The following is a 26,768-nucleotide window of genomic DNA, read 5'->3' on the forward strand; positions in this document are numbered from 1 at the left end:
CTCAACCTTAGTCCGGGGCGTCCAGGCGCGGCAGCATGAACCAGAACCGCGCGCCCTCCCCCGCGACGGACGTCACTCCCACCGTGCCGTGGTGCGCGGCGATCAGGGCCGCGACGATCGACAGACCCAGTCCGCTGCCGCCCGCACCGCCCGCCCGGTGCCGGGAGGCGTCCCCGCGGTAGAAGCGGTCGAAGACGTGCTCGGCGTCCTGTTCGGACAGGCCCGGACCGGCGTCGATCACCTCCACCCGCGCCTGGTCACCGACGGTGGTCACCACCACGCGGATCGGGGTCTGCGACGGTGCGTGCGCCACCGCATTGCCGATCAGGTTGCGCACCACCTGGGTGAGCCGCGCCGCGTCGGCCTCCACCACCGGCCCGCTGTCCGCGCTCTGGTGTTCCACGACGATCTCGCGGCCGTCCGCGGCCACCCGGGCGGCGGCCACCGCGTCGTCGATGAGCACCGGCAACTCCACCGGGGCCATCGCCAGCGGCCGCTGCGCATCCAGGTGCGCCAGCATCAGCAGGTCTTCCACCAGCAGGCTCATCCGGTCGGCCTCGGCGGACAGTCGGGCGATGCCGTCGGCCGGGTCCGGGGTCATCCCGTTGCGGATGAGGTCGGCGAAGCCCTTGATCGAGGTGAGCGGCGTCCGCAGCTCGTGCGAGGCGTCGGCGACGAAGCGGCGCATGCGTTCCTCCGAGGCCCGCGCCTGCTGCTCGGAGGCCTCGGTGGCGTCGAAGGCCTGCTGGATCTGGCCGAGCATGGTGTTCAGCGAGGTCGCCAGGCTGTCCACCTCGGTGCCGGGCGCCATCTCGGGAATGCGCTGGTGCAGGTCGCCGGCGGCGATCGCGTGCGCCGTCTCCTCCACCCGGCGCAGCGGCCGCAGCGCCGACCGGACCAGCAGATACCCGGCCGCGCCGACCACCGCGACCACCACGGCACCGATCCCCAGCTGCAGCCACACCAGGCGGCTGAGGGTGCGGTCGAGGTCGCGCAGCGGCGTGGCCACCACCACCGTGGCGGTGCCAGACGTCCGCTGGATCACCCGCCACTGCGGCCCCTTGCCCGTCGAATCGACGGTGGTGGGTCCCACGTCGCCGGCGGGCAGCCCGGACAGCTCCGGCGACCACCCGTAATCGCTGGTGATCGAGGTGCCGTACGGGGCGTCGGACACCTGGACGTAGTAGTTCGACGGCGGGCGCCGGGGCCCCGGACCGCCGTGGGGTCCGCCCTCGAAGCCCCCGCGCCCGGGCCGCGCCCAGGTGTCGGTGGCCTCGGTGAGGCCGGTGTCGATGCGGTTGAGCAGGTCGTCGTGCATCGCCGAGGTGACCGCGACGCCCGAGGCCAGCAGGCCCAGGATCACCAGGGCCAGGGTCGACAGGACCAGCGAGATCCGAAGCGGCACACCGCGTCTGGGCCGAAGTCGCATGTCAGCCCCGCGGCTCGCGCATCACGTAGCCGACGCCGCGCAGCGTGTGGATCAACGGCTTGTCGCCGGTGTCGATCTTGCGCCGCAGGTATGAGACGTACGACTCCACCACGTTCACGTCGCCGCCGAAGTCGTACTTCCACACGTGTTCGAGGATCTTCGGCTTGGACAGCACCGTCCCGGCGTTCACCATGAAGTAGCGCAACAGCGTGAACTCGGTGGGCGACAGCGACACCGGCACACCGGCTTTGAACACCTCGTGGGTCTGGTCGTCGAGCTCCAGGTCGGCGAACCGGACGCGCGAGGGCTCCGCCTCGCCGTCGCCGAAACCGCTGCGCCGCAACAGCACCTGCAGCCGTGCGATCACTTCTTCCAGACTGAACGGCTTGGTCACATAGTCGTCGCCGCCGATGGTCAGGCCGGTCACCTTATCCTGCACCGAGTCTCGCGCGGACAGGAACAGGGCGGGGGCGTCGATCCCGTCGGCCCGCAGCCGCCGGAGCACGCCGAAGCCGTCCATGCCGGGCATCATCACGTCCAGAATCACCACGTCCGGGCGCACCGACCGCGCGAGGTCGATCGCGTTGGGCCCGTCCACCGCGGTGGTCACGTCGTAGCCCTGGAACTTGAGCGAGACCGACAGCAGTTCGCGGATGTTCTCCTCGTCGTCGACCACGAGCACCTTCGCTGGACGGTCGGGAGCAGCGGTAGACATGTGCCCATTCTGTACCGCGGCGCTGGCCGATACCTGCCGGATTCCTGTCAGGTCACTGTGAGTCGCGGTGTCGCCGCATCAGCGGCGACGGGAAGCCTGCCACCGGCCGCTGGTCCCCGAGCCACTCGGCGAGTTCGTCGGCGCGCGCCCGCAGCGCCCGCTGCGCCGACGCCGGGACGTCCTCCAGCAGCAGGATCTCGATGTCCGGGCCGTCCGGCCGCTGCATCCAGCCGCCCACGATGCGCCCGTCCCACCAGGCCGTCTGACCGCCGTTGCCGGTGCTGTCGAACAGGTCCGCGGCATGCGCCCCGAGGTAGAAGTCGCGCTGCTTGTAACCCATCGTGGTGGGATCGAGCGCGGGCAGCAGCAGCGCCCGCGGGGGCACCTCGTCCAGGTCGGCCAGATCGTCGGGCAGCAGGTACCCCACGTCGCCGGACTCGAGGTCCACCTCGAGTCCCTCGAGCTCGGCCAGCGCCTTGCGGACCGCGGTCTTGGTGGAACCCAGCCACCACACCAGATCGGTCTCGGTACCGGGCCCGTAGGCATGCAGCCAGCGGCGCACCAGTTCGACGTGCCCGCGGTGGGCGTCCAGGGGCTCCAGTTCGGCGCCGAGCCACGAGGCCATCGACGTCCACGTGTTGCGCGCATGATGCCAGGGCGCGGTGCTCACCCCGCGCACCACGTCGCCGCGCGCGGTCAGCAGGTTCACCACGCGCGGCAGGAGCGGCGACGGTCCCCCGTACGACTTGCCGGGCGAGACCTGCACCGACATGTCGAACTCCGCGAGCGCACCCCGCAGCTCCGGAGTGCTCAGGCCCCGGTCGGTGAGGGCCTCGACCACCGCGTCGCAGGCCGCATCGATCCAGCCCTCGGGATCGGGAAAGTCGTTGCGCCGCATGTCGCGCAGCAGATTGGTGCGTTCGGAGGCGGCCACCCGCGCACCCACGGCGCCGACGGCCGCGTCATCACGAACAGCGTCCGGCGCATCACCAGGTGCTTGACCAGCGACCGGTCCTCGTACAGCGCGGCCTCGAGGCGTTCCGGGCGCATGCTCGCCTCGCGCGCCCACGCCGACAGGTGCACGGTGGACGGTGTGGTCGCGTGCAGCCCGACGATGGCGTCGGCCAGCTGTTCCGGCGAGGCTCCCGTGTCCCCGGCGAGGAGTTGCCGGTGCTGCAGGCGCGCGCGACGCTGGGCGTCAGAGACGAACGGCCGCAACGGCTTGCACCTCCACCAGTTGGCCCGGGTAGGGCAACACCGTCACCCCCACCACGATCGCCGGGGGCGTCGCCGGCCACCACCGATCGACGATCTGCCAGACCCGACCGAGCAGCTCGCGGCGGTCGCTGGCCACGTACACGGTCAGCGACGCGACCGTCTCGGCGGCGGCGCCGCCGGCGGCGAGCACGGCGTCCAGCTGCGCCAGGGCGCACCGCGTCTGGGCCTCGGCGTCGTCGGGCGCGACGAGCTCACCGGCGTCGTCGAGGGGCGAGACGCCCGCCGTGAACAGGGTGGCGCCGACGTCGACCACCGCGCCGTGGACGAACCCGCCGTCGTGCAGGGGCGCGGCCCGAAACGGGCGGACCCCGGGCCCGCTCACCGGAAGCTCAGCACTTCATCGCCCCAGGCGCGCAACAGGTTTCGGTCCAGGCTGGTGACCGCGGTGTCGGTGGCCCCGATCAGCAGCGAGTGCTGGTCGGCGGGGTCGTACGGCTGCCATCGGGCCGTCGAATCCGCCGCGGTCGGGTTCCCGGTGGCCGCGAAGGCCAGCCAGCGCTGCTGCATGCGAGTGGTCACGGCGAGGCCGGTCTTGCGGCCGCCGAGCCGATAGCTGATGTCGGCCTTGCTGGAGGCCGGGTTGCCCCAGACGTACGGCAGTTCGGTGGCGTGGGTGGCGCCGATGCCCAGCGCCCGGAAAAGCGGTGTGGCCCAGTCGTATCGGTACAGGTAGACGGGGGCGCGATGGCTGTGCGCCTCGGCGATCCAGACCGCGGGCATGCGGAAGGCGAGGTCGCGGGAGACGCCCATCGACCGGGCACTGCTCTTCTCCGGGTCGCGCACGCGCCCCGGGTACGCCTCGGCGACGACGTCGTCGGCGGGGATCGCCAGTTCCGGCCGCTCCTGCGCGATCAGCTCGAACATGGCGTCCACCTGCGCCCCGGTCACCGGCATCAGCGGCGTCTTCATCCATTTGAACAGCGAGGTCTCGTCGCGGTTGGTGCCGATCAGCAGCGGGACGTCCAGGGCCCGGCCCTCGCGGATCGCCTGCAGCGGATGCTCGGGCACCAGGTCGCCGTCGACCACCGGCGTGTAGGCGATGGTGCCCGCGTAACGGACCGGCACCTCGTTGAACACCCGGACGCTGGCGTCCACGAGGGCCTGCACCGGGAGTTCACGCAGCTGCGCGGGGGTGACGTCGGCCGGGGCACCCAGCTCGGTGAGCAGCATGTCGGTGTGCCGAAGCCCGCGCTCGAGGTGATAGACGCTGGTGGCCGGGGAACTCTGCGAGATGGCCCGCGCGAACAGCCCCTCGGCCGCGGGCACCGCGAGCAGCGTCGTCACCAGTCCGCCGCCGGCGGACTCGCCGAAGACCGTCACCTGCTCGGGGTCGCCGCCGAAGCGTTCGATGTTCGCGCGCACCCACCGGAGCGCCTGCAGCACGTCGGACAGGCCGCAGTTGCTGTCGCCGATCTCCTCGCCCCACTCGGCGAAGCCCAGCGCACCCATCCGGTAGTTGAGGGTGACCACCAGCGCGGGCTGGTCCTCGCGCACCGAGGCCCGCACCAGCGCCGCGCCGTCGTACAGCGGCTGACTGCCGGAGCCGCAGATGTACGCCCCGCCGTGCAGCCAGACGAGCACCGGCCGCCGTGCCTGGCCGACGGCGGCTCCGGCCGGGGCCCAGATGTTCAGGTACAGGCAGTCCTCGTCCTGGGAAGCGCCCGCGCCGAGGTCGATCACCGGCATCACCGGTTGCGGGCAGACGTCCCCGAACGAGGTGGCCGCGCGCACCGTCGTCCACGGCTGCGGGTCCCGGGCGCGACGCCAGCGCAGCTCGCCCACCGGCGCCTGCGCGTAGGGGATGCCGCGCCAGACGTGGACGTCGTCGTCGGCGACTCCCCGCAGGGGACCGAAGGTGGTTTCGACGGTCACTTCCTCGATGCTCACCTGCACCAGTGTGCCGGATGAGGGCCGTCGACGACGGTGGGATGACACCCGCCACAGTCCGCGTCCGCCGACGAGAAGATCACGGACGCGCCGCACGGAAAAGCCGCATTTCAGGGGCTCTCCTGACACATGTGTGGGTGGGGTGAGCGCGTCTGAGTAGGCGCACGCCGTTGTCCTGCATAGGTTCTGAACTGTCGAGGAAACAGAAACCTGTGGTCAGGAGAACGGCGTGCGTGATGTCAGCTTATGGCGGAATCTGCTCGGAATCGAGAAGACCGTGCTGGAGCGGGTCGTATTCGACGAGGACGCGCAGGTGCTGGTGGCCCATGTGCGGCCCGTCGCGCGCCAACGTGGCCGGTGCGGGAGGTGCCGGCGGCGCAGTCCCCAATATGATGGCGGGCCGGGGCGGCGGCGCTGGCGGGCGCTGGACCTGGGCACGATTCGTGCCGAGCTCGAGGCCGATACGCCTCGGTGCGGTGCCGCGAGCATGGGGTGGTGGTCGCCGCGGTGCCGTGGGCCCGCCATGACGCGGGCCACACCTATGCCTTCGACGATCAGGTCGCGTGGTTGGCGACCCAGGCCTCGAAGTCCACAGTGACTGAGTTGATGCGCATCGCCTGGCGCACCGTCGGATCGATCATCGACCGCGTCTGGGAGGACATCGACGCCCAGCACGACCGGTTCGATGGGCTGCGGCGTATCGGGATCGACGAGATCAGCTACAAGAAGGGCCACAAGTACCTCATGGTCGTCGTCGATCACGACCGGCGTCGGCTGGTGTGGGCCGCTCCGGGGCGTACCAGCGCCACCGTGCATGAGTTCTTCGACCTGCTCGGTGAGCAGCGGTGCGCGCTGATCACCCACGTCAGCGCCGATGGGGCCGACTTCATCGACACCGTCGTGACTGATCGGTGTCCGGCCGCAGTGCGGGTGGCCGATCCGTTCCACATCGTCGCCTGGGCCACTGACGCCCTCGATGAGGTCCGCCGCCAGGGGTGGAACGATGCCCGTAAACAGGCCCGGGCCGAGCCGAAACGGGGCCGTGGACGCCCACGGTCCGACGCCCCACCTAGGCCGGCCAGCGACCGTGCCAAGGCACTCAAAGGCGCCCGGTACTCGCTGTGGAAGAACCCCGAGAACCTCACCGCCAATCAGCAGGCCAAGCTCGCCTGGATCGCCAGGACCGACCCGAGGCTGCATCGCGCCTACCTGCTCAAGGAAGGTCTGCGGGTGGTATTTGCGCTGCCCCATGACGCGGCCGCTGAAGCCCTGGACCGCTGGATCAGTTGGGCTCGTCGCTGCCGGATCCCCGCGTTCGTGAAACTCCAAAAACGCATCGCCAAACACCGCGACCGGATCCTCGCCGCGATCGAGCATCGACTATCCAACGGCCTGATCGAGTCGACCAACACCAAGATCCGACTGATCACCCGGATGGCCTACGGCTTCAAGTCCGCCGAAGCCCTCATCGCCATGGCCATGCTCAGTCTCGGCGGTCACCGGCCCGTGCTTCCAGGCCGCAAATGACCCACAGATCAGTCAGGAGAGCCATTTCAGGGCTCAATAATCCCGCACGCTGCGGGTTTGCTTGTCCGGAAAGGACTTCCATGACTCACCAGAGGATCAGCGGCCGCACCGGATTGCTTCGCGGGGTAGCAATCGGTCTGGTCGCCGCACTCAGCATCAGCGGGGCCGTCGCCACCGCGGCGCCCGCCCAGGCGGCCGGCCCGCTGGCGCAGTACCTGAATCTGCCGACCGTGAACCGCGACGCGGCGCACGGCCCCGGCGGCATCCACCCGAAGCTGCCCACCGACGTGCCGACGCTCGGCAAGCTGGTCGACCAGGCGCGCCGGAGCGGGGCGGCGCCGACGTCGTACCGCGCACTGCTGCTGCAGTACTGGCTGGCCGACACCACCCGCGCCGCAGGCATCGACTTGAAGTCGTGGAACCCGCGCGCCGGGGTGAGCGCCAACCGGCAGAACCTCATCAAGTCGTACCGCTACTACGAGAACCTGCAGCTGGCCCATCGCGAACTGCAGTGGGCGGGCATGGCCGGCATGGTGGGCGCCGACTTCGGCGGCGGCCTGGCCGACTTCGAGATGGCCACCGACATCTACGACTTCGCCCGCCTGCAGCCGGTGGCCAACGCCATCGTCAGCGAGACCAACCGCACCCTGGGCCCGGTCTTCGTCGACAAGCTGCCCACCGGGCTGCGCGCACTGGCCCGCGTGGGCGCCGTGATCTCGGCGGCCGACCTGCGCAAGGTGCAGGGCGACATCCTGGTGATGCAGAAGAACATCTTCACCGACCTGATGCCCGCCCACCGCGCCTACACCAAGGCCGGCATGCCCGCGATCGCCGAGCTGCACGCCGCCGACCTGATCGACGACGAGATCCTGCAGGCGTGGAAGAACATCGCCTCCAAGGAGCCGGCCGCCGTCGCCGCGGGCAACGCCCGACTGCTCCAGCGCGAGCAGGGCGAGGTGATCAAGGATCAGTGGGACGCCGTGCGCGCCTACAAGGGCGACGTGGGCCAGGCCCTGACCTACGCCACCACCGTCGCCGGGTCGCCGTCGGTCGCCGGCGTCGTGCCGCCGCGTTCGTACCGGCCGCTGCAGGTCACCGGCACCGCACCGGACGGGCGCACCGCCACGCTGACGCTGCCGCTGCCCACCTGGAACTGGTCGGTGTACCCCGAGCGCTGGGACTACATCACCGAGCAGCTCCTGCCCAAGTACAAGAACCTCGTCGACCACCACTGGGGCACGCTGAGCGCCCAGCTGCGGGTGCCGTACGAGCAGCAGTTCGAGTCGCACCGACCGATCTGGAACATCCTGCCGACCCTGCAGTCGGCCCTGGAGACGATGAAGGTGACCTACCAGTGAAACGCTCACTTCTGACCGGCCTGGCCGTGGTCGGCGCCGCCGCGGTGACGCTCGGCCTCGCGGCCCCGGCATCGGCCGACCCCGGCCGCACGCCCAACCGCACCCCCGGCCTCGGAGAGATCTTCAACGGCTACGTGGTCGGCACGCTCCGCGACGCGACCGTCGCCACCCCGGACCAACTCGTCGAGCCAATGCGGCCCGGCGATCCGTTCTACGCCGAACCGAAGCTGACCGACGCCGACGTCCCCGGCACGCTGCTCAAGGCCAAGAAGGTGGCCGTGCAGTACACCGGCGTGCGGCCGGCCCACCTGGACGCGTACAAGACGATGTTCGTCACCACCGATCTGCAGGGTCGACGCGACATCAGCACCGGCATCGTGATGATTCCACGCGACGGCAAGAAGAACGCCGAGCGCAAGGTGGTCGGCTTCCAGATGGCCAACGACAGCGTCGGCGGCAACTGCCACCCGTCGACCATGTGGACCGGCGCCGACCCGATGGACGGCGCATCCATGTCCGCCCTCGGCCCGCTGGCGCTGATGTTCGACAAGGGCTACGCCGTGGTGATCTCCGACGTCGGCAACAACGGCGACATGAGCCCGCACGGTGTCTTCGCCGGCCGCTACAACGCGATGTCGACGCTCGACGGCCTGCGCGCCACCCTCGGCGACGAGAAGATCGGCCTGGCCGCAGACGCGCCGATCGGCCTGTTCGGCGTCGCCGGCGGCGGCGTGGGCATCGGCTTCGCCTCCGAACTGCACGAGCAGTACGCGCCGGAGCTCAACATCAAGGCGACGGTCCTCGAGGGCATGGTGGTGGACTACCGCAACTTCATCCGCACCGCCGACGGCTCCGTCGGCTCCGGTTTCGCGATGGCCACCCTGCTGGGCCTGGAGCCGCACTACCCGGACATGAAGATCAACGCCAAGGTCAACGGCGTCGGTCACGCGGTGGCCGACTACTACCGGACGCAGTGCCAGACCCCGGCGTACTTCACGCTGCCGATGGTGCCGCTGAGCACGCTGTTCAACGGCCAGAACCCGGCCGACATCCCGGACTTCCAGCGGGCGTTCAAGGACAATCGGCTCGGCAAGGGCACCCCGGCCACCGGCAACCGGACGCTGATCGCCTCGTGCGCGGCCGACGACTCCCCGATGTCGCTGGTGCCGGCGGCCGACTCCCGCACGCTGGCCAAGCAGTGGCGTAGCCGCGGGGCCAAGGTGGACTACCAGCCCACCGACTGCAGCATGGTCCGCTTCCTCACCGACATGTACGGCTGGGGCACCGACCTGTTCGGCATGCAGACCATCGACTGGCTGGCCGCGAACCTGAAGGACTGACACCGGTCCGACCGACCCCACCGATCCGCACGCCCCGACCTTTTCGGGGCGTGCGGATCGTCGTAGGCGGGGTCTACCGTGAAAGGCATGAACGTGCCACTGATTCTGCGCGACGAACCCTTCACCGAACCGACCCCGGTGGAACTGCCCGAAACGCTCACCGTCGCCGAGTTCGCCGAATCGGTGACGCTCGCCGACCTGCCGTCGATCTTCGACGCCGGCTACACCAAACTGGCCGCCGCCGCCCCGATCGGCCCCGGTTACGCGCTGTACTCGGGCCCGCCCCTGGGCACCTTCGATCTGGAGATCGGCTTCCCCGTCGCCGTCGTTCCCGACGGCTTCGACGCGGGCACCTTCCCGGTGGGCCGCGCGCTGGCGTTCAGTCATCTCGGCGGCTACGAAAGCCTCGGCGCCTCCTGGGGCCGCCTGATGGAGCACTTCGGCGCGTCGGAGCTGGGCGAGGTGAAGTTCATCGCCGAGGTCTACACCACCGACCCGTCGGTAACCCCGGCCGCGGACCTGCGCACCGACCTGTTCGTCATCTACTGACCCGGACCCCGCCGACCCCCGACCCCCGTGTCGCGACCCGTGCCTCGTGTCGCCCGCGCTGCAAGCCGTCGACACGAAGGACGGGTCGCGACACGAGATGGCGTACAACTTGTACAAGTTGTACGCTCTAGGTATGACCACCGTGACCTTGTCCGATTTCCGTGCCCGGCAGGCCGATCTCATCGCCGTCGCGCAGCGGGAGCCTGTCGAGATCACTTCGCGCGGCGCAGGTAGACGCGCGGTGGTCGTTTCGCCAGAGTTCTACGATCGTGCAGTCCAGGCACTCGAGAACGAGGCGGACATTCGTGCCGCTGCAGCAGCCAGAGCGGAGACCGAACGCATTTCACACGAGGACCTCACCGCCGAGCTCGGCTTCTGACCCGTGACGTACCGGATCACCTACGTCGCCTCGGCGGCTAAGGCGCTCCGCAAGCTCGATAAGCAGACCGCCCGGCGCATTCTCCAGGCGATCGAGAAGCTCGCGGACGATCCGCGCCCACCAGGTTGCATCACCCTGCAGGGCGGACACGGGGAGCTGCGGATCCGAGTCGGCGACCACCGAGTGGTGTACGACGTTGAAGACGACGAACTGATCGTGCTCGTCCTGCGCTTGGGCCACCGGCGCGACGTGTACCGAGCGAAGTCCTGACTCCGCCGAGCCCATGCCCCCTATGTCGCGCCCCGTGCCTCGTGTCGCCCGCGCTGCAACCCGTCGACACGAAGGATGGGTCGCGACACGCGGGGTCTCGGGGCGCGGGAGCGCTGCGACCTGGGCCGTTGTGGAGCCCCCTGTCGGACTTGAACCGACGACCTACGCTTTACAAGAGCGTTGCTCTACCACTGAGCTAAGGAGGCATGTGCGTGCGTGAGTATATCCGCCGCAGCGTGAGGAAGATTCTCGGCTCCACCCAAGCCACGATCGACACCATCGAGCCGGGCAGCATCGTCGTCGCACCGCGTCGGCCGATCGAATGGACCGACGAAGCCGCGATCACCGAGGTCCTCGACCTCGCCACCAAGGTGGGCGCGGTGCTCCTGGATTCGGGCACCGGCGCCATCGACACCCGCGACCAGGTGGCCTTCGTCGCCAGCATCTACGGGCTCGACGACGTCGACGTGGACGTCACCTTCAACACGATTCTGGTCAGCGCACGCCGCGGCAACACGCTCCCGCCGATCACCACCGTCCGCACGGTGCACTACCGCTCGCACGACTTCACCCGCCTCGCCCAGATCGACCGGCTGATCCGACGCATCCGGCAGCTGGCGATCAATCCCGCGACGGCGCACCGCATCGTCGACGACATCCTGGCCGCCAAGCACCCCTATCCGTACTGGGCGGCGAACCTCGCGTGGGGCCTGCTGGCCTTCGGCGTCGCCATCTACCTGGGCGGCGCCTGGCTGGTGTCGCTCACCGCATTCGTCACCTCCGTCGTGATCGTCGCGGTGAACCGCAGGCTGGCCCGCATCGGCACGCCCCCGTTCTTTCAGCAGCTGGCCGGCGGTTTCATCGCGGTGATCCCGGCGGCGGTGATCTTCCGATGGGCCGCCGACACCAGCTTCGCCTTCCTGCCGTCGCAGATCATCGCGGCGGGCATCGTCGTCCTGCTGTCCGGATTGTCCCTGGTCGGCGCCGTGCAGGACGCGATCACCGGCGCTCCGATCACCGGCACCGCGCGGTTCACCGAGGTGGTGGTGATGACCGGCGGCATCCTGGTGGGCGTGGCGCTGGCGATCCGGCTGCTGGCCGCCGTCGGCGTGGACCTGCCCGAACTCACTACCGTGACGCCCTTCGGCGCCTCCGAGATCCCCGCGCGCATCACCGGCGGCGCGCTGGCGGCCGTCGCCTTCGCCTTCGCCTCCTACGCGGAACGACGCGCCCTGCCGGCCGCCTTCCTGGCCGGCATCCTGGGCGCCGGTGTGGCCGCCTCGCTCACGCTGACCACGCTCGGCAACATGCTCGGCTACGGTTTCGCCGCCGTGCTCGTCGGCCTGGTCGGCGGCCTCGCCGCCCGCCGCGCCCTCACCCCGCCCCTGGTCATCGCCGTCGCCGGCATCACCCCGCTGCTGCCCGGCCTGGCGATCTACCGCGGCCTCTACGGGTTGATGAGCGGGCGGATCGCCGACGGCCTGGGCGAGACCGCCTTCGCCTTCGGCATCGGGTGTTCCCTGGCCGCCGGAGTCACCCTCGGCGAGTTCATCGCCCGTTCCCTGCACCAGCCCGCCATACTGTCGACCCTGCAGGAGCGGTCCCGCCGCCAGGTCCTCAAGGCGCGTGCCTCGGCGCGCCCGCTCCGCCCCCTGCGCCGACCGCGACCGCCCGGCGGCGCTTGACCCTCACCCGACGTCAGGGCGCACCCTGGAGGCATGACAGAACGCTGGACCGTCGGGCAGCTGGCCGACCTCACCGGAGTCACGGTGCGCACCCTGCACCACTACGACGCGATCGGGCTGCTCACCCCGAGTGACCGGTCGCCGTCGGACTATCGGCTCTACGACGCCGCCGACCTGGAGCGGCTGCAGCAGATCGTGCTGTACCGGCGGCTGGAGATGCCGCTGGAGCAGATCGCGACCCTGCTGGCCGGCCCGGACGACGCCGCCGAACACCTGCGCCGCCAGCGGCGCGCCCTGGAAGCACGACGCGACGAACTCGACGAGCTCGTCGCCGCCGTCGACCGAGCATTGGAGAGAACTGTGACCCACCGACCCGCCACCGCCGCCGAGACGGCCGAGATCTTCGGCGAGGGCTTCCACGACGAGCAGACCGAAGCCGAAGCCCGCTGGGGCGACACCGATGCCTGGCACCAGTCCGCCGCGCGCACCCGGGGCTACTCGAAGGCCGACTGGGCCGCGGTGAAGGCGGAGAACGATGCCGTCAACGCCGCGTACGTGGCCGCGAAGCGCTCCGGCGTCGCCGCCGACAGCGAGGAGGCGATGGCTATCGCCGAGCGCGCCCGCACCCAGATCAACGACCGCTTCTACGAATGCTCGCACGAGTTCCACCGCGGTCTCGGCGAGATGTACGTGGCCGACCCGCGATTCACCGCCACCTACGATGCGCTGGAACCCGGCCTGGCCGTGTTCGTGCGCGATGCGATCGTCGCGAACGCCGATCGCGCTGCGGCCGATACGGCATCCGGGCGCGCGACCAGGTAGAATGGCCCTCATGCCGCCGAAGACTACTGACCTTGTTGAAGACGAAGAGCTGGATACCCTCGCCGATGAGACCGCCGCTGCGGCCCGTCGTGTGGTGGCCGCTTACGCCACCGACGCCGAAGAATGCGTGATGTTGTTCTCCATGCTGGGCATCGCTCCGGGAGAAGACGACTAGTCGTATGCGGCCCGACACCTCGACCGCGGGGTCCGACTTCGTGGTCGTTGCCAACCGCCTGCCCGTCAACAAGCAGGTCGGCGACGACGGCACCGTCACCTGGACCCGCGCACCGGGCGGCCTGGTGACCGCCCTGGCCCCTGTCTTCGACAGCCAGCCGGGCGCGTGGGTCGGTTGGACCGGGCAGCCCGATTCCGCCGACGATCCGCATGTCGACGGCATCGACATCCACGCGGTGCCGCTCAGCGCGGCCGAGGTGGAGGACTACTACGAGGGCTTCTCGAACTCGACGCTGTGGCCGCTGTACCACGACGTCCTGGTGAAGCCGGAATATCGCGCCGACTGGTGGGACGTCTACATCACCGTCAACCGGCGCTTCGCCGAAGCCGCCTCCGCGGCCGCCGCCCCCGGCGCAACCGTCTGGGTGCAGGACTACCAGCTGCAACTGGTCCCGGCCATGCTCCGCGAGTTGCGGCCCGACCTGAAGATCGGTTTCTTCCTGCACATTCCCTGGCCGCCGCTGGAACTGTTCAGCCAACTGCCGTGGCGCCGCGAGATCGTCGAAGGCCTCCTGGGCGCCGATCTGATCGGCTTCCACCTGCCCGGCGGCGCACAGAACTTCCTCGGTCTCACCCACCGCCTCACCGGGCTGCCCGTCTCCACCGAACCGGTGGGCGTCCGCAGCAACTTCGGCACCGTCGAGGTCGACGGCCGGACGGTCCAGGTGGGGTCGTTCCCGATCTCCATCGACTCCGCCGGCGTGGCCGCGCAGGCCGACACCGCCGCCGTCCGCGCACGCGCCGCGCAGCTCCGCGAGAGCCTCGGCAATCCCCGGACGCTGCTGCTCGGCGTCGACCGCCTGGACTACACCAAGGGCATCGACGTCCGCATCGAGTCGCTGGAGCGCCTGTTCGCGTCCGGCCGACTGGATCCGGCCGACACCGTCTTCGTGCAGCTGGCCAGCCCCAGCCGGGAGAACGTGGAGAGCTACGCGACGCTGCGCAACACGGTGGAACGCACCGTGGCGCACATCAACGGCACCTACGGGACGGTCGACGCTCCGCCCGTCCGCTACCTGCTGCAGCCGGTGCCGCGCGCCGAACTCCTCGCCTACTTCGTGGCCGCCGACGTGGCCCTGGTGACCCCACTGCGCGACGGCATGAATCTGGTGACCAAGGAGTACATCGCCTGCCGGTCCGACCTCGGCGGCGCCCTGGTGCTCAGTGAATTCACCGGCGCCGCAATGGAACTCGACGCGGCCTACCTGATGAACCCGTACGACGACGCCGCCACCGACGATGCCGTGGTGGCCGCCGCGACCGACGACGACGCCGAGCGCCGCCGCCGGATGCAGATCCTGCGCGATCAGGTGATGAACAACGACGTGGACCAGTGGGCCCGCAGCTTCCTGGACACGCTGACCGGAAAGTGAGTACGCGGTGAGCGCACCCGAGCTCGACGACGACCTGCGGCACGCGCTCGAAGCCTTCTGCGCTCGCGCCCGCGTCCTGGTGGCCTCCGACTACGACGGCTGCATCGCGCCGATCCAGCCCCGCCCGGACATGGCCGTGCCCCACCCGGAATCGCTCGCGGCACTGCGCGACTGCGCCCAGCGCCCGAACACCCTGGCCGCCATGGTCTCCGGTCGCGCCCGCGACGACCTCGCCGCCATCTCCGGCGTCGCCGACGCACCGACCGACGGCCTGGTGTTGGTGGGCAGTCACGGCGCCGAGTTCGACACCGGCTTCGACCAGCCGCTGACCGTCGACCAGCAGGCCCTGCTGGACCGGATCATCGACGAGTTCCGTTCCCTCGCAGCACGATTCGCCGGGACCAGCGTGGAGACCAAGCCCGCCAGCACCACCCTGCACGTACGCAACGCATCCGAGTCCGATGCCGCCGAAGCGCTCGCTCTCGCTGCCGCAGGCCCCGCCTCGTGGCCCGGCGTGCACGTCACCGAGGGTAAGGCGGTGGTGGAGCTCGCGGTGATCGAGACCAGCAAAGGCCTTGCGCTGGACCGACTTCGGGACGAGTTCGGTGCCGACGCGGTGCTCTACCTCGGCGACGACGTGACCGACGAGAAGGCCTTCGCGCACCTGCGCACCGACAGCGGCGACGTGGGGATCAAGGTGGGGTCCGGCGAGACGGGTGCCGCGTTCCGCGTCCCCACCACCGACCACGTCGCCACGGTCCTGGAGTTCGTGGCCGCGCGGCGGTAGCGCGCCTCAGGGACTAGTCGCCGGTGACCACGGTGAGCGGATCGGCGTAGACCGCCGCCAGCGCCACCGCGATCGGCGCCGCATCGGTGACGTGCAGCCCGAATCGGGTCGGCGTGATCTCCCTCGGCTCGCGCGTGGCGGTCGCGGCGTCGAACGCCGCCTGCACCGGGGCCAGACCACGCGGATGGTCCGTGAACGCCTGTCCCGCAACGATCACCGAGTCCGGGTTGATCACGTCACGCATCGACGCCACCGCCTGCCCCAGGGCCGAAGCCCGCGCATCGACGAGCGCCCGGTCGTCGTCCGCCGTGCCGAGCCGCTGCGCCGCCGCCTTGAGCGCCGACGAGCCGACCACCGACTGCAGCGGTGCCACCGGCGCTTCGCTGAGCGGGCCGGGCACCACCAGCAGCCCCGCGATCGAACCGGCGCCGCGCGTGGGCTGGTGCACCTGGTCGTTGATGATCATCGCCATGCCGACGGTCTCCCGGGCGTAGAAGAACAGCGCGGCACCGTGCGGCTCCACCTCCCCGCCGAGGAGCAGTTCGGCCGCGGCCATCGCCTGCACGTGCTCGGACACCGTCACCGGAACGCCCAGTGCCGCATGCAGATTCGGTCCCAGCTTCTGATCGCGCCAGCCCAGGATCGGGTGATCGGCCACCCCGGTCTCGGCGTCGACCGCACCGCCCAGCGCCGCCCCGGCCCACAGCAGCCGCCGACCGGAGAACCGCGCCGCGAGCTCGGCGAGCTGCCCGCACAACCGCTCCACCGCGGCTTCCGCGGACACCCCGGCGAGATCCTGGGTGGCGATGGCGTGGCTGTACAGGGTGCGGCCGCCGAGGTCGGCGATCACCAGCGTCGTCCGTCGGGCACCGACGTGCATGCCGGCCACACAGAACTGGTCGCGGTCGAGCGTGATCGGCACCTTCGGGCGGCCGACGCCGCGGCTGTCGTGCAGATCGGGCCGCTCCTGCACCAGGCCCGACGCAGCCAGCGCCACCACCTGGCGGTTCACCGTCGCGACCGAGAGGCCGGTGCGCGCGGCGATCTGGTCGCGGACCGACGGCCCGCCCACGCGAATCGCGTTGAGCACTAAGCTCGACGGCGCCGTCCCGACGCGCAGCTGTGCCGCGACCACTCCGCTGGCGCTCATGGCGTCGAATCTAGCAGCCGCACCCGGCGTAGATCGGCGTCTTAGACTGGTGGGCATGACGAACTCGGGCAGCACGGAAGCAGTTCAGAGCAACGGGAAGGTCGCCGTGGTGACCGGTGCCAGCTCGGGCATCGGCGCGGCGAGCGCCCGCGCCCTGGCCGCCGCCGGCTACTCGGTGGTGATCGGCGCCCGTCGTGTCGACCGCATCGACGCACTCGCGGACGAGATCGGCGGCCGCGCAATGTATTTGGACGTAGCCGACCCCGCTTCGGTGGAACGCTTCGCGGCCACCCTCGAACGCGTCGATGTCCTGGTGAACAACGCCGGCGGCGCGAAGGGCCTCGCCCCCGTCGCGGAGGCGAACCTCGACGACTGGCGCTGGATGTGGGAGACCAACGTCGTCGGCACGCTGCGCATCACGAAGGCGCTCCTGCCCGCGCTGATCGCCTCGGGCGATGGACTGATCGTCACCATCACCTCGATCGCCGCGCTCGACGTCTACGACAACGGCGCCGGCTACACCGCCGCCAAGCACGCCCAGAGCGTGCTGCACCGCACCCTGCGTCCGGAGCTGCTCGGCCAGCCCGTGCGGCTCACCGAGATCTGCCCCGGCATGGTCGAAACCGAGTTCTCCCTGGTCCGGTTCGACGGCGACGCCGAGCGCGCCGGGCACGTCTACGACGGCCTGACCCCGCTCACCGCCGACGACGTCGCCGAGGTCATCGCCTTCGTCGCGTCGCGGCCACCGCACGTGAACCTGGACCGCATCGTGCTGATGCCGCGCGATCAGGTGGACGCGCGCCGCAACCTCCGCACCGGATAGCGGCACGGGCCGGCACACACTCCAGTGTGCAGGCCCGTAGCACTGCCTTCTCGGCCGAATTGTCAACGGTTCCGTGCACATTCAACGCGCTTTCCACAGACCCGAAAAAATCGACTTTCCCGGCCCCCACCTGCATTTACTGTTCTCGCATGACATGGGGGATGTTAGAACTGGTCAGCGATGCCGATCTGTTGCTCGCGGGGGCGCGGGACGACAAGTCAGCCTTCGGAGCGTTGTTCGCCAGACACGAGAAATACCTGTACGCCGTCGCGCTGCGCACCACCGGCGACCCGGAAGACGCTGCCGACGCCCTGCAGGACGCTTACCTCTCGATCATGCGGACAGCGGTCGGATTCCGGGCGGACGCGTCGGTGCAGTGCTGGATGCACCGGATCGTCGTGAACGCCGCGTTCGATCGGATCCGACGGCGCAAACACCACGACACCCGGCCGCTTCCCGAGTCCGACGACGCGCTCCCCGACCACGGGGAGGACGACTTCACCGACACCGTCGATCTGCGCCTGTCGATCGGCCGCGCTCTCGACGTGCTGCCAGCCGACCAACGGGCGGCCATCATCGCCATCGACTTCGAGGGCCGCTCCGTCGGCGAGACCGCTCGTGCCCTCGGCGTCGCACCCGGCACCGTCAAGAGCCGCTGCCACCGCGGTCGCCACAAACTGGCCCTGGTCCTCGGCCACCTCCGCGAACTCGACTGACCGCGGCACGCGCTCGGGAGAGTGCCTACTCGGGGAAGCCGTCGAGCACGGCGGCGGTGCCGGACAGGCCGAGGCGGTTGGCGCCGGCAGCGATGAGCTCGGCGGCGAACTCGGCGGTCCGGATGCCGCCGGAGGCCTTGACGCCCACGCGGTCGCCGACGGCCGCACGCATCACGCGCACCGCCTCCACGCTCGCACCGCCGGCCGGGTGGAAGCCGGTGGAGGTCTTCACGAAGTCGGCCCCGGCACTGGCCGCCTGCCGACACACTTGCGCCAGCCCCTCCGCGCCGATGGTCTCCAGCAGCACCGCCGACTCGACGATCACTTTGAGGACCGCGTCCCCGGCGCCCTCGCGCACGGTGATCACGTCGGCGAAGATCTCGTCGTAGCGGCCCGCCACGGCGGCCCCGACGTCGATCACCATGTCGATCTCGGCGGCGCCGGAGTCGACGGCCAGGCGCGCCTCGGCGGCCTTGACCAGCGAATGGTGCTTGCCCGACGGGAACCCGACGACGGCACAGGTCTTCTGCGCACCCGAATTCACCGGCAGCATCGACGGCGACAGGCACACCGCGTACGTGCCCAGCTCCGCGGCTTCGGCGAGCGTGGCCGCCACGTCCTCGCGGGTGGCCTCCGGCTTGAGCAGGGTGTGGTCGACGAGGGCCGCCACGTCGGCCCGGCGCAGGTTGGTTTCAGTCACACCAACGAGCTTGGCACACTGGACCCTGTGACCGAGTCCGAGACCTCCCGCCGCCCCGACGATGGACGCAGCTTCGTGCTCACCCTGGGCTGCCCCGACCGCACCGGTATCGTCGCCGCCATCTCCGGTTTCATCGCCGACATCGGCGGCTGGATCACCGAGGCGGCCTACCACTCCGACGAGACCTCGGGCTGGTTCTTCACCCGCCAGGCAGTGCGCGCCGACAGTGTCGATCTCACCGTCGACGAGATCCGCGAACGCTTCACCCGCGTGGTCGACGAGGCACTCGGCCCGGAGAGCGAGTGGCAGCTCAGCGACACCAGCACGCCCAAGACCGCGGTGCTGCTGGTCAGCAAGGACAGCCACTGCCTCACCGACCTCCTCGCGCGCGCCGAACGCGGTGAACTCCCCGCGCAGATCTCCGCGGTGATCGGCAACCATCGCGACCTGGAGTCGTTGACCACCCGCTTCGGCATCCCGTTCCACCACGTGCCGTTCCCGGCCGGCGACCCCGACGGCAAGGCCGCCGCGTTCGACGAGGTCCGCCGCATCGTCGACGGCTACCAGCCGGACGCCATCGTGCTGGCGCGCTTCATGCAGATCCTGCCCGCGCAGCTGTGCGAAGCGTGGGCCGGGCGCGCCATCAACATCCACCACAGCTTCCTGCCGAGCTTCATCGGCGCGCGGCCGTACCACCAGGCCTTCGACCGTGGCGTGAAACTGATCGGCGCCACCTGCCACTACGTCACCGCCGACCTCGACGCCGGCCCGATCATCGAGCAGGACGTGGGCCGCATCAACCACGACCAGACGCCCGCCGACATGGTCCGCCAGGGTCGCGACATCGAGACGCTGGTGCTCTCCCGCGGCGTCCGGTGGCACCTCGAGGACCGGGTCCTGGTGCACGGACGCAAGACCGTCGTCTTCGCCTGAGCCGCCCGGGCCCAGCCGACTACGTGCAGGTGGTCTGCCCGCCGGTCACCGCGGAGGCCGCCTGCAGATTCACGTCCTGACCGGAGAAGGTGACCTCGATGCCGCGGTCGGACACCTTCAGGTCGTCCACCGAGATCTCGGCGAACAGCGGGCCGAGCATCGCGTCGGTCACCTGGTCGACCATCTCCTGGGCGAAGTCGTTGGGCAGTCCGATCCCGAACGCCGTGGTCTCCTCCACGCGGAACTCCACCTTGCCGTCGACCTGCGTCGGCCTGATCACCACGGTGGCCGGGACCGAGAAGAAGGCCACCGGATAGCTCGCGTCGATCGTCATGGTGCCGTCGGCGTTGCCGGTGACCGACTGGATCTCCGCCCCGCTCGTCTGCTGGCCCGACCCGTTGTCGGCGGCCATCTCCTGCACGCGGTCGTACGGGATGAAGGCGCTGCCGCGCAGGCTCTTCACCGACCGGCCGTCGCGCGCGACGTCGTCGGCGCGGGCGTGCAGCCGCATGGCCGTGCCCGACGACGAATCGTTGGTGTCGATCTGCACCCACGCCACCGAACCGGTGAACCACGCCGCCAGCATCGGGCCGCGCGGGACCGACACCGACGTCGACGTCCCGGTGAGGTTGCCGAACGCGTCCTCCAGGCAGCCGGTGACACGGTTGCGCACGTACAGCTCGGTGCTGACGCCGGCGATGATCACCAGCAGCACCAGCGCGGTGGCGACCAGTCCGATGGTGCGGCCGCGGCTCTTACCGAGGCGACTGCGTCGCGGGCTGGAGCGCACGACGGTCGACGACGGGCCGCTCGCCTGCGCGAACTCCTCGAACTCCCCGGCCCCGAGATCTGCGGCCGGCATCTGCTGCGTCACCGGGCGGGTGCCCGGCAGGCCGACCGCGGGCGGCGGCGGAACCACCGGCAGGGAGTCGGTGGTCGGTTCGCTGAGCGACGTCGTCGGCTCGGAACCCGCCGACACCGGGTTCTCGGCCTCGGCGGTCTCCGCCGCCGCACTCTCGGGCGCGGGGATCTCGACGTCCGACGCAGCGGCGTCCGACGCAGCGGCGTCGGGCGTCTCGGCGTCGGGCTTGTCGGCGTCCGGCTTCTCGTCGCTCATGGACCTCTAGTCGTTCGGGTGGGATCGGGGGATGTCGCGCTGGTTGGTCAGCACCGCCGACGCCGTACGCGCCGTCCCGATCGTGGACAGATCTACGTCATGAACACCCAGCTGCGGCCCGGCACCATGATCTGCGATCACGCTACCGAACGGATCTGTGAGTCGGCTATGGCCGATCCCGGTGGGAGCCCGTGAATTTCGGAGTTCCGGGTCGTCGGGCAGCGCCTGTCCGACGGCGGCGACCACGGTGGCGCTGTCCAGGGCGCGCGCCGCAGCCAACAGTCGCCACTGCTCCAGTTTACCCGGGCCCCTGCCCCACGACGCCGGGACGGCGATCAGCTCCGCACCCCGCCGCGCCAACTCCACGAACAGCGTGGGAAAGCGAATGTCGTAGCAGGTGGCGACACCGATCCGGTGTCCGGCGACGTCCACCACCACCGGCTCGTCGCCGGGCGCGACGGTCGCCGACTCGGCGAACCCGAAGGCGTCATACAGGTGGATCTTGTCGTAGCCGCGCACCGGTTCGCCGGGCACCGCGATCACCAGGGTGTTGCGGACCCGGCCGTCGTCGGCCGGGGTGAACATGCCCGCGATCACCGCGACCCCGGTGTCCGCGGCCACCTCGGCCACTCCGCGGGCCCACGGGCCGTCGAGCGGCTCCGCCACAGGGGCCAACGGCACGCCGAAGCGGCACATCATGGCCTCCGGGAAGATCACCAGGTCCGCGTCCTGCGCGGCGGCGTCGCGAGTCCACGCCCCGAGCAACTCGAGGTTCGCCGCCGGGTCGGTACCCGAATTGCACTGCGCCATCGCAATTCTCATCGCCGCTCCTCCTTCGCCGGGCTCGGGGCGCCCGCTTCTTCCAGAGTTACACACCCGCGGACCCCGATGCCCGCCGCCAACCGCGAAGGGCGCCGCGAAACCGACGCGCTTGGTGTGCTGTGACCACCAAGTGCAACAGTCTCGCGGACGCCCTCGGCGAATCGGTCCGTCACGTACTCGGCGCGACCGCAGACCAGGGCACGGTGAGCAGATTGTCCACGCTGCGGCCCCGGCGAATCCGCACCGGAACGCCTTCGGCGCGCAGCATCGCCAGCGCCACGCGCCAGCGCTCCCGGGGCCCGAAGGGCGCGTGCCCGGCGGCGTGGTCCCAGCAGCGGTCGGCGGCCTCGATCAGGGCGTGCACCGGCTCCCCCGGGACGTTCCGGTGGATCAGGGCCTTCGGGAGGCGCGGCGCCAGATCGGACGGGCGATCACTGTGCGTCGGCGCCCACGACATGGTGAACTCCAGCGGCCCGTGCGCATCCAGCAGCACCCAGCAGGCGCGGCGCCCGATCTCGTCGCAGGTGCCCTCCACCAGGAACCCGCCCGGGGCCAGGCCGCCGCAGAGCTGCGTCCACGCCGCGGCCACCTCGTCCTCGTCGTATTGCCGGAGCACGTTGAACGCGCGCACCAGATCCGGCCGCAGCCCGGCCAGCTCGAAGCCGCCGAGCGCGAACCGGACGCCGGGCGACGGCGGCGCCAACCGGTCCGGGTCGATCTCCAGCCCCACCAGCTGTACGCGCGGATCCACCGCGCGCAGTCGGGCGGCCAGTTCCAGCGCGGTGTCCGGGCGGGCGCCGTACCCGAGGTCGACGGCGAGCGGCGCGGCCGCGTGCGTCAGGACGGAGCGGATCCGCGGGTCGGCGCAGATCCACCGATCCACCCGCCGGAGGCGGTTGAGGTTGGTGGTGCCGCGGGTGATGCGGCCGATCGGCACGGGCTAGAGGAGGTGCTTGCCCACCCAGTGCTGGCTGTATTCGGCCTCCGCACGGAACAGGTCCACCAGGTTGACGAGCATCAGCTGCTCCAGCGTGCCGTTGACGAACGGCAGGAAGACCTTCACCTCGGTGGTCTTGCGCAGGGTGCTTCCGGTCTCGGTGTCGGTGAGGATCTGTTCGCCGTTCAGCGAACCCGGGCCGGCCGGGATCGACGCCGTGTACGTGCCCTCGGTGGCCGCCGTGTCGAAGGCGCCGAGCGTCTCCACGCGGGTGATCATCATGTCCTTGCGCATCACGGTCTGCGCCACCGGCGGCAGCATGTCGCGCGGGATGGCCTGCTTGAGGACCACGCGCATGCCGTTTGGCCCGGCGGTGAACTCGTCGAGCTCGGAGACCGGGGTCAGCATGCGGAAACCGTCAACGAGGTCCTGCCAGTACTGCCGTTCCATCTGCGCTTCGTAGAACTTCTCCGCGGGGAACTTGAACCGCGCCGAATAGCTGAGCCGTCGTGCCATGGGGATCGAGGGTAATTACTGACCCGCGCCCTGCACAAGCTCGATGGTGGCATCACGCTCGGCGTCGAGCAGGTGCTTCACCTGGTCGATGATCGCGCGCTCGATCTTGCCGCCGACGAACGGGATGTTCACCGCGCAGTTGCCGTGGTAGTCGGCGGTGGCCGAATCGCCCATGATCATGATGTCGCCGTGGATCTTGGCGGGCGAGCCGGACACCGACGCCTCCATCTGGCCGATGATGGTGGCACCGCTGTTGACGAACTCGATGGTGCGCGGGATCTCGACGTCGCCGGGCCGCACCGCGGTGACCACCGACGGCAGGTTCTCCGCGCCGACGCCCTGCTTGGTGGTGACGGTGACGCGGTCGCCGTCGTGGGCGAAGGACACCAGGCTGCCGTGCTCGGCGTTGGTGCGTTCGATCAGGTCGCGCCAGTACTGCTCGCTGCTGAGCCGCGTCCACAGTGTCGCCACGGAGAACGGGTAGCTGACCGAATGCTCGAAGTTGCTCGCCATGGCGTTCAGGCTACCGTTAACCGGGTGAGCAATCCGCAACCGACCGGTGTCCGCCTGGCCGATTTCACGACGCTGCGCCTGGGCGGCCCGGCCCGCGCCCTGCGTCGCTGCCCGGACGCCGAATCTCTCATCGCGGCGGTCACCGAATGCGACCGCGCCGGCGAGCCGGTGCTGCTGATCGGCGGCGGATCCAATCTCGTGATCAGCGACGACGGGTTCGACGGCACCGCCGTGACCGTCGAGTCCAGCGGCTGGGAGTACGGCACCGATCTACGCGACGGCGTCGCCACCTCGTATGTGACCGCCGAGGCCGGCACCGACTGGGACACGCTGGTGGCGGCGACCGTGGCCGACGGCTACGGCGGCCTCGAATGCCTGTCCGGCATCCCGGGCGCGGCCGGCACGACGCCGGTGCAGAACGTGGGCGCCTACGGCGTGGAAGTGGCCGACGTCCTGCGCGGCGTCCGACTCCTCGACCGCGCGGGCGGCGAAGTGTCGTGGGTGGACCCGTCGTGGCTGCAGCTGGCCTATCGCACCAGCCGCCTCAAGGGGCACGACGACCATGTGGTCCTCGGGGTGTCGTTCTGGCTGAACGACGACGCCGTCTCCGCTCCCATCGCCTACCGCGAACTGGCCCGCGAACTCGGCGTGGAGCCCGGCCAACGCGCCGACGCCGCCCTGGTCCGCGCACGCGTCCTCGGGCTGCGCGCGGGCAAGGGCATGGTCCTCGACCCCGCCGACCACGACACCTGGAGCGCAGGCAGCTTCTTCACCAACCCGATCGTGCCGGCCGCCGACCTGCCCGACATCCTGGCGCGCATCGCCGCCCGCGTGGGCGCGGAGACGTCGGTGCCGCAGTTCCCGGCCGACGGCGGCGTGAAGCTGTCCGCGGGCTGGCTGATCGAACGCGCCGGCTTCGTGCGCGGCTTCCCGGGCGACGACGCCCCGGCTCGCCTGTCGACCAAGCACACGCTGGCCCTGACCAACCGCGGCAGCGCCACCACCGCCGACCTGGTCGCGTTGGCGACGACGGTGCGCGACGGCGTGCGCGATGCCTTCGGCGTGCAGCTGCACCCGGAACCGGTCTTCGTGGGCTGCGCGCTGGGTTAAACCGAGAGGGAGTGCAGGAGGTCGTCGAGGAGGCGGTTGACTCGGCGGCCCGTTCGATCGGCATCATGTGGCCGGCGCCGTCGTAGGTCACGTACTCCAACAGCACGCCGTTGTCCTCGAGCACCTGCGCCATGTAGTCGGCGTGCATCGGCGGGGTGAGTCGGTCCTCGCTGCCGACGGCCACGATGGTCGGCACCGAGATCGCTTCGAGCGCGCCGATGATGTTCAGGCTGTACATCGCACGACCCCACGCGGCGCGGGCGACGGGCGAGCCGCGCGCGATCAGGTCGTCGGCGAAGTCCACGTGCGCCTGGCGGGCCTTGGGCCCCAAGGCAATGAAGTGCGTCAGTCGGCTGGTCAGGGCATTGTTCGGCAGCGGCACCGGCGAGGACACGAACGACCGCGCCACCAGCGGCTTCACCAACTGCTCGAACCACGGCATGTCGTCGGCGGTCAGCCGCTGCTCCTGCACCACGTGGCGCGGCGTGGTGGAGGCCAGCACCACGGCGGCCACCCGATCGCCCATGCCCGACGGGAACTGCCGCGCCCACGACAGGATGGTCATGCCGCCCATGCTGTGGCCCACCAGCACGGCGCGCTTGCCCTCCGGCAGCACGGCGTCGAGCACCGCCTGCAGGTCCTGACCCAGTATGTCGACGGAAACCGGCGCGGTGCCCAGCTCCGACAGCCCGTGCCCGCGGTGGTCGTAGGCGATGATCGGCCGCTCGTCGACCAGATGATTGACCTGCGCGTTCCAGAAGCGCGTGCTGCAGGTCCAGCCGTGGACCAGCACCACCACCTCGTCGCTGGGATGCGTCTCCAGATCGAGGGAGGTCTCCACATGCAGCAGCGTGCCGTCGGCGGTGGCCACCACCGAGGAGCGGGTGCGGCCGTGCGGATCGATCAGCAGCGGGTCCGGGCCGTCGTCGATCGGGTCGGGGAAGGCCAACGCGCCTTTCAGGATGCCGGCGACCACCAGCCCCAGGTCGGCCGCGAGCAGCGCGGCCGCGCCGCCGCCCGCCCAGGCGAGACCCTTCCCCCAACGACGCAGATCAGTGCTCTTCATCCCCGGTCTCCTCATCGAAATACTTGGTAGCCGTACCGATGGCTTTGGAGATCTCGGCGTCGAGCGCCTTGCTGAACGCGGTCTCCACGATGTCGTGCGCCATGGGACGCACGGTGTTGATCAATTCGGCGAGCTCGGACACCGACTGCTCGCTGAGCGTGGGCAGGTTCTCGTCGAAATACTTGTCGGTGATGATCGAGACGAAGCTGGCGGCGACGTCGGCCAGATCCGATTCCACACGCAGCCACCGGTCGAGCAGGGTGTCGATGTCGATGCCGCCCTTGACCAGCACCTCGGCGCCCTCCAGGAGTTCCGGGTTGCGCACGGCGAACTGGGTGCCGTCCTTGGCCAGCAGACCGAGCTTCTGGCTCAGTGCGATGGAGCGGTCGCTGGCGCCGAGCGTCTTGCGCAGTTCGGTGATGGTGATGGTGGCGGCCCGCTTGAGGCTGCGCAGACGACCGGCGGGGCGCGGCTTGCCGCGCAGCACGTGCTCCACCTTCATGCCGCGGCTGGCCGCGATCAGCAGTTCGCTGATGGTGGCGAAGGTGTAGCCGCGGTTGAGCAGGCTGGAGATCAGGTTGAGGCGGACCAGGTGCTCCTCGGAGTACCAGCCACTGCGGCCGCGCAGCTCCGGCGGCGGCAGCAGGCCGCGATCCTGGTAGACCCGGATGTTGCGGACGCTGACGCCGGAGACCTCGGCGAGCTCCGCGATCCGATACTCGCTCACCGCAC

The 26,768-nt window shown here is 70.3% G+C and carries 26 protein-coding genes, 1 tRNA gene and 3 pseudogenes; 15 read left to right on the forward strand and 15 right to left on the reverse strand.

Annotated features, from left to right (window positions below; translation table 11 throughout):
* Nucleotides 1-7: 7 nt before the first annotated feature.
* The 5 genes and pseudogenes from MUG78_RS04035 to MUG78_RS04055 all read right to left on the reverse strand — a co-directional run bounded on the left by MUG78_RS04035 (nucleotide 8) and on the right by MUG78_RS04055 (nucleotide 5,309).
* Nucleotides 8-1,405 (reverse strand): sensor histidine kinase, encoded by a 1,398-nt coding sequence (locus tag MUG78_RS04035; RefSeq protein ID WP_308221326.1) that lies wholly within the window; start codon nucleotides 1,403-1,405, stop codon nucleotides 8-10.
* A gap of 25 nt (nucleotides 1,406-1,430) precedes the next feature.
* Nucleotides 1,431-2,144 (reverse strand): response regulator transcription factor, encoded by a 714-nt coding sequence (locus tag MUG78_RS04040; protein ID WP_246992419.1) that lies wholly within the window; start codon nucleotides 2,142-2,144, stop codon nucleotides 1,431-1,433.
* Between the two features lie 52 nt (nucleotides 2,145-2,196).
* Nucleotides 2,197-3,362: pseudogene (locus MUG78_RS04045) on the reverse strand (winged helix DNA-binding domain-containing protein).
* On the reverse strand, nucleotides 3,343-3,744 hold the full coding sequence (locus tag MUG78_RS04050) for a RidA family protein (RefSeq protein ID WP_246992421.1): 402 nt from the start codon (nucleotides 3,742-3,744) through the stop codon (nucleotides 3,343-3,345). The pseudogene MUG78_RS04045 and the gene MUG78_RS04050 overlap by 20 nt, the downstream one beginning before the upstream one ends.
* On the reverse strand, nucleotides 3,741-5,309 hold the full coding sequence (locus MUG78_RS04055; RefSeq protein ID WP_246992423.1) for a carboxylesterase/lipase family protein: 1,569 nt from the start codon (nucleotides 5,307-5,309) through the stop codon (nucleotides 3,741-3,743). Before MUG78_RS04055 ends, MUG78_RS04050 begins: the two co-directional genes overlap by 4 nt.
* Before the next feature lie 229 nt (nucleotides 5,310-5,538).
* Between MUG78_RS04055 and MUG78_RS04060 the strand changes: the two are divergent.
* The 6 genes and pseudogenes from MUG78_RS04060 (at nucleotide 5,539) to MUG78_RS04085 (ending at nucleotide 10,732) form a co-directional block, all read left to right on the forward strand.
* Nucleotides 5,539-6,836 (forward strand): annotated as a pseudogene (locus MUG78_RS04060) (ISL3 family transposase).
* Nucleotides 6,837-6,916: 80 nt separating this feature from the next.
* Complete coding sequence (locus MUG78_RS04065) at nucleotides 6,917-8,194, forward strand: hypothetical protein (RefSeq protein ID WP_246992425.1); 1,278 nt, start codon at nucleotides 6,917-6,919, stop codon at nucleotides 8,192-8,194.
* Complete coding sequence (locus tag MUG78_RS04070; RefSeq protein WP_246992427.1) at nucleotides 8,191-9,534, forward strand: lipase family protein; 1,344 nt, start codon at nucleotides 8,191-8,193, stop codon at nucleotides 9,532-9,534. Before MUG78_RS04065 ends, MUG78_RS04070 begins: the two co-directional genes overlap by 4 nt.
* A gap of 87 nt (nucleotides 9,535-9,621) precedes the next feature.
* Nucleotides 9,622-10,083 carry a GyrI-like domain-containing protein gene (locus MUG78_RS04075; RefSeq protein ID WP_246992429.1) on the forward strand — a complete coding sequence of 154 codons (462 nt, stop codon included), beginning with the start codon at nucleotides 9,622-9,624 and terminating at the stop codon, nucleotides 10,081-10,083.
* Nucleotides 10,084-10,216: 133 nt separating this feature from the next.
* Nucleotides 10,217-10,462 (forward strand): type II toxin-antitoxin system prevent-host-death family antitoxin, encoded by a 246-nt coding sequence (locus MUG78_RS04080; protein WP_246992431.1) that lies wholly within the window; start codon nucleotides 10,217-10,219, stop codon nucleotides 10,460-10,462.
* Between the two features lie 3 nt (nucleotides 10,463-10,465).
* The gene (locus tag MUG78_RS04085) at nucleotides 10,466-10,732 is read left to right on the forward strand and encodes a type II toxin-antitoxin system RelE family toxin (protein ID WP_246992433.1); all 267 of its coding nucleotides are present in this window, start codon (nucleotides 10,466-10,468) and stop codon (nucleotides 10,730-10,732) included.
* 131 nt (nucleotides 10,733-10,863) lie between these two features.
* Here the strand turns inward: MUG78_RS04085 and MUG78_RS04090 are convergent.
* Nucleotides 10,864-10,938, reverse strand: a tRNA-Thr gene (locus MUG78_RS04090).
* Nucleotides 10,939-10,944: 6 nt separating this feature from the next.
* Here MUG78_RS04090 and MUG78_RS04095 point away from each other — a divergent pair.
* From MUG78_RS04095 to otsB, 5 genes are read left to right on the forward strand one after another with little or no spacing between them, the layout of a single operon-like run.
* Nucleotides 10,945-12,417, forward strand: a complete 1,473-nt coding sequence (locus tag MUG78_RS04095) for a threonine/serine exporter family protein (RefSeq protein WP_246992435.1) — start codon at nucleotides 10,945-10,947, stop codon at nucleotides 12,415-12,417.
* A gap of 33 nt (nucleotides 12,418-12,450) precedes the next feature.
* The gene (locus MUG78_RS04100) at nucleotides 12,451-13,239 is read left to right on the forward strand and encodes a MerR family transcriptional regulator (protein WP_246992437.1); all 789 of its coding nucleotides are present in this window, start codon (nucleotides 12,451-12,453) and stop codon (nucleotides 13,237-13,239) included.
* Between the two features lie 10 nt (nucleotides 13,240-13,249).
* Nucleotides 13,250-13,414 (forward strand): hypothetical protein, encoded by a 165-nt coding sequence (locus MUG78_RS04105; protein WP_246992439.1) that lies wholly within the window; start codon nucleotides 13,250-13,252, stop codon nucleotides 13,412-13,414.
* 4 nt (nucleotides 13,415-13,418) lie between these two features.
* Entirely contained in the window at nucleotides 13,419-14,846 is a 1,428-nt protein-coding gene (locus MUG78_RS04110; protein WP_246992441.1) for an alpha,alpha-trehalose-phosphate synthase (UDP-forming), read from the forward strand.
* 7 nt (nucleotides 14,847-14,853) lie between these two features.
* Nucleotides 14,854-15,633, forward strand: coding sequence for a trehalose-phosphatase (gene otsB, locus MUG78_RS04115; protein ID WP_372493112.1), 780 nt, complete (start codon nucleotides 14,854-14,856; stop codon nucleotides 15,631-15,633).
* Between the two features lie 13 nt (nucleotides 15,634-15,646).
* Here otsB and MUG78_RS04120 read toward each other — a convergent pair whose 3' ends face one another.
* Entirely contained in the window at nucleotides 15,647-16,783 is a 1,137-nt protein-coding gene (locus MUG78_RS04120) for an ROK family transcriptional regulator (RefSeq protein ID WP_246992443.1), read from the reverse strand.
* Nucleotides 16,784-16,838: 55 nt separating this feature from the next.
* Here MUG78_RS04120 and MUG78_RS04125 point away from each other — a divergent pair, with 55 nt between their 5' ends.
* Complete coding sequence (locus tag MUG78_RS04125) at nucleotides 16,839-17,606, forward strand: SDR family oxidoreductase (protein WP_246992445.1); 768 nt, start codon at nucleotides 16,839-16,841, stop codon at nucleotides 17,604-17,606.
* Between the two features lie 149 nt (nucleotides 17,607-17,755).
* Complete coding sequence (gene sigM, locus MUG78_RS04130) at nucleotides 17,756-18,322, forward strand: RNA polymerase sigma factor SigM (RefSeq protein ID WP_246992447.1); 567 nt, start codon at nucleotides 17,756-17,758, stop codon at nucleotides 18,320-18,322.
* Nucleotides 18,323-18,347: 25 nt separating this feature from the next.
* Here the strand turns inward: sigM and deoC are convergent, their stop codons facing one another.
* Nucleotides 18,348-19,022, reverse strand: coding sequence for a deoxyribose-phosphate aldolase (deoC, locus tag MUG78_RS04135; RefSeq protein WP_246992449.1), 675 nt, complete (start codon nucleotides 19,020-19,022; stop codon nucleotides 18,348-18,350).
* 27 nt (nucleotides 19,023-19,049) lie between these two features.
* Here deoC and purU point away from each other — a divergent pair, with 27 nt between their 5' ends.
* Nucleotides 19,050-19,955, forward strand: a complete 906-nt coding sequence (gene purU / locus MUG78_RS04140) for a formyltetrahydrofolate deformylase (protein WP_246992459.1) — start codon at nucleotides 19,050-19,052, stop codon at nucleotides 19,953-19,955.
* A 19-nt stretch (nucleotides 19,956-19,974) separates the two neighbouring features.
* On the opposite strand, the gene MUG78_RS04145 is transcribed toward purU, so the two are convergent.
* The 5 genes from MUG78_RS04145 to MUG78_RS04165 all read right to left on the reverse strand — a co-directional run bounded on the left by MUG78_RS04145 (nucleotide 19,975) and on the right by MUG78_RS04165 (nucleotide 23,860).
* Entirely contained in the window at nucleotides 19,975-21,072 is a 1,098-nt protein-coding gene (locus tag MUG78_RS04145) for an LmeA family phospholipid-binding protein (RefSeq protein WP_246992460.1), read from the reverse strand.
* Nucleotides 21,073-21,078: 6 nt separating this feature from the next.
* Nucleotides 21,079-21,894, reverse strand: coding sequence for a carbon-nitrogen hydrolase family protein (locus MUG78_RS04150; protein ID WP_246992461.1), 816 nt, complete (start codon nucleotides 21,892-21,894; stop codon nucleotides 21,079-21,081).
* 169 nt (nucleotides 21,895-22,063) lie between these two features.
* Nucleotides 22,064-22,831: a class I SAM-dependent methyltransferase gene (locus MUG78_RS04155; protein WP_246992462.1), complete on the reverse strand. Its 768-nt coding sequence runs from the start codon at nucleotides 22,829-22,831 to the stop codon at nucleotides 22,064-22,066.
* 3 nt (nucleotides 22,832-22,834) lie between these two features.
* On the reverse strand, nucleotides 22,835-23,347 hold the full coding sequence (locus MUG78_RS04160) for a DUF2505 domain-containing protein (RefSeq protein ID WP_246992464.1): 513 nt from the start codon (nucleotides 23,345-23,347) through the stop codon (nucleotides 22,835-22,837).
* Nucleotides 23,348-23,362: 15 nt separating this feature from the next.
* Entirely contained in the window at nucleotides 23,363-23,860 is a 498-nt protein-coding gene (locus tag MUG78_RS04165; RefSeq protein WP_246992466.1) for a DUF2505 domain-containing protein, read from the reverse strand.
* 24 nt (nucleotides 23,861-23,884) lie between these two features.
* Between MUG78_RS04165 and MUG78_RS04170 the strand changes: the two genes are divergently transcribed.
* Nucleotides 23,885-24,970 (forward strand): UDP-N-acetylmuramate dehydrogenase, encoded by a 1,086-nt coding sequence (locus MUG78_RS04170; RefSeq protein WP_246992468.1) that lies wholly within the window; start codon nucleotides 23,885-23,887, stop codon nucleotides 24,968-24,970.
* 100 nt (nucleotides 24,971-25,070) lie between these two features.
* Here MUG78_RS04170 and MUG78_RS04175 read toward each other — a convergent pair.
* Together MUG78_RS04175 and MUG78_RS04180 are read right to left on the reverse strand one after the other, a co-directional pair.
* Nucleotides 25,071-26,051: pseudogene (locus MUG78_RS04175) on the reverse strand (alpha/beta fold hydrolase); the annotation flags it as partial.
* Nucleotides 26,023-26,763 (reverse strand): MerR family transcriptional regulator, encoded by a 741-nt coding sequence (locus MUG78_RS04180; protein ID WP_246992470.1) that lies wholly within the window; start codon nucleotides 26,761-26,763, stop codon nucleotides 26,023-26,025. The gene MUG78_RS04180 and the pseudogene MUG78_RS04175, both read right to left, overlap by 29 nt.
* Nucleotides 26,764-26,768 lie beyond the last annotated feature (5 nt).

Source organism: Gordonia alkaliphila (assembly GCF_023017165.1).
GTDB lineage: Bacteria > Actinomycetota > Actinomycetes > Mycobacteriales > Mycobacteriaceae > Gordonia > Gordonia alkaliphila.

Bases quoted from the DNA above. Each gene is read 5' to 3' on its own strand.
- MUG78_RS04040 (WP_246992419.1), bottom strand. From the start codon at position 2,144: ATGTCTACCGCTGCTCCCGACCGTCCAGCGAAGGTGCTCGTGGTCGAC.
- MUG78_RS04065 (WP_246992425.1), top strand. From the start codon at position 6,917: ATGACTCACCAGAGGATCAGCGGCCGCACCGGATTGCTTCGCGGGGTA.
- MUG78_RS04075 (WP_246992429.1), top strand. From the start codon at position 9,622: ATGAACGTGCCACTGATTCTGCGCGACGAACCCTTCACCGAACCGACC.
- MUG78_RS04080 (WP_246992431.1), top strand. From the start codon at position 10,217: ATGACCACCGTGACCTTGTCCGATTTCCGTGCCCGGCAGGCCGATCTC.
- MUG78_RS04100 (WP_246992437.1), top strand. From the start codon at position 12,451: ATGACAGAACGCTGGACCGTCGGGCAGCTGGCCGACCTCACCGGAGTC.
- MUG78_RS04105 (WP_246992439.1), top strand. From the start codon at position 13,250: ATGCCGCCGAAGACTACTGACCTTGTTGAAGACGAAGAGCTGGATACC.
- MUG78_RS04110 (WP_246992441.1), top strand. From the start codon at position 13,419: ATGCGGCCCGACACCTCGACCGCGGGGTCCGACTTCGTGGTCGTTGCC.
- MUG78_RS04120 (WP_246992443.1), bottom strand. From the start codon at position 16,783: ATGAGCGCCAGCGGAGTGGTCGCGGCACAGCTGCGCGTCGGGACGGCG.
- MUG78_RS04125 (WP_246992445.1), top strand. From the start codon at position 16,839: ATGACGAACTCGGGCAGCACGGAAGCAGTTCAGAGCAACGGGAAGGTC.
- sigM (WP_246992447.1), top strand. From the start codon at position 17,756: ATGACATGGGGGATGTTAGAACTGGTCAGCGATGCCGATCTGTTGCTC.
- MUG78_RS04145 (WP_246992460.1), bottom strand. From the start codon at position 21,072: ATGAGCGACGAGAAGCCGGACGCCGACAAGCCCGACGCCGAGACGCCC.
- MUG78_RS04150 (WP_246992461.1), bottom strand. From the start codon at position 21,894: ATGAGAATTGCGATGGCGCAGTGCAATTCGGGTACCGACCCGGCGGCG.
- MUG78_RS04160 (WP_246992464.1), bottom strand. From the start codon at position 23,347: ATGGCACGACGGCTCAGCTATTCGGCGCGGTTCAAGTTCCCCGCGGAG.
- MUG78_RS04165 (WP_246992466.1), bottom strand. From the start codon at position 23,860: ATGGCGAGCAACTTCGAGCATTCGGTCAGCTACCCGTTCTCCGTGGCG.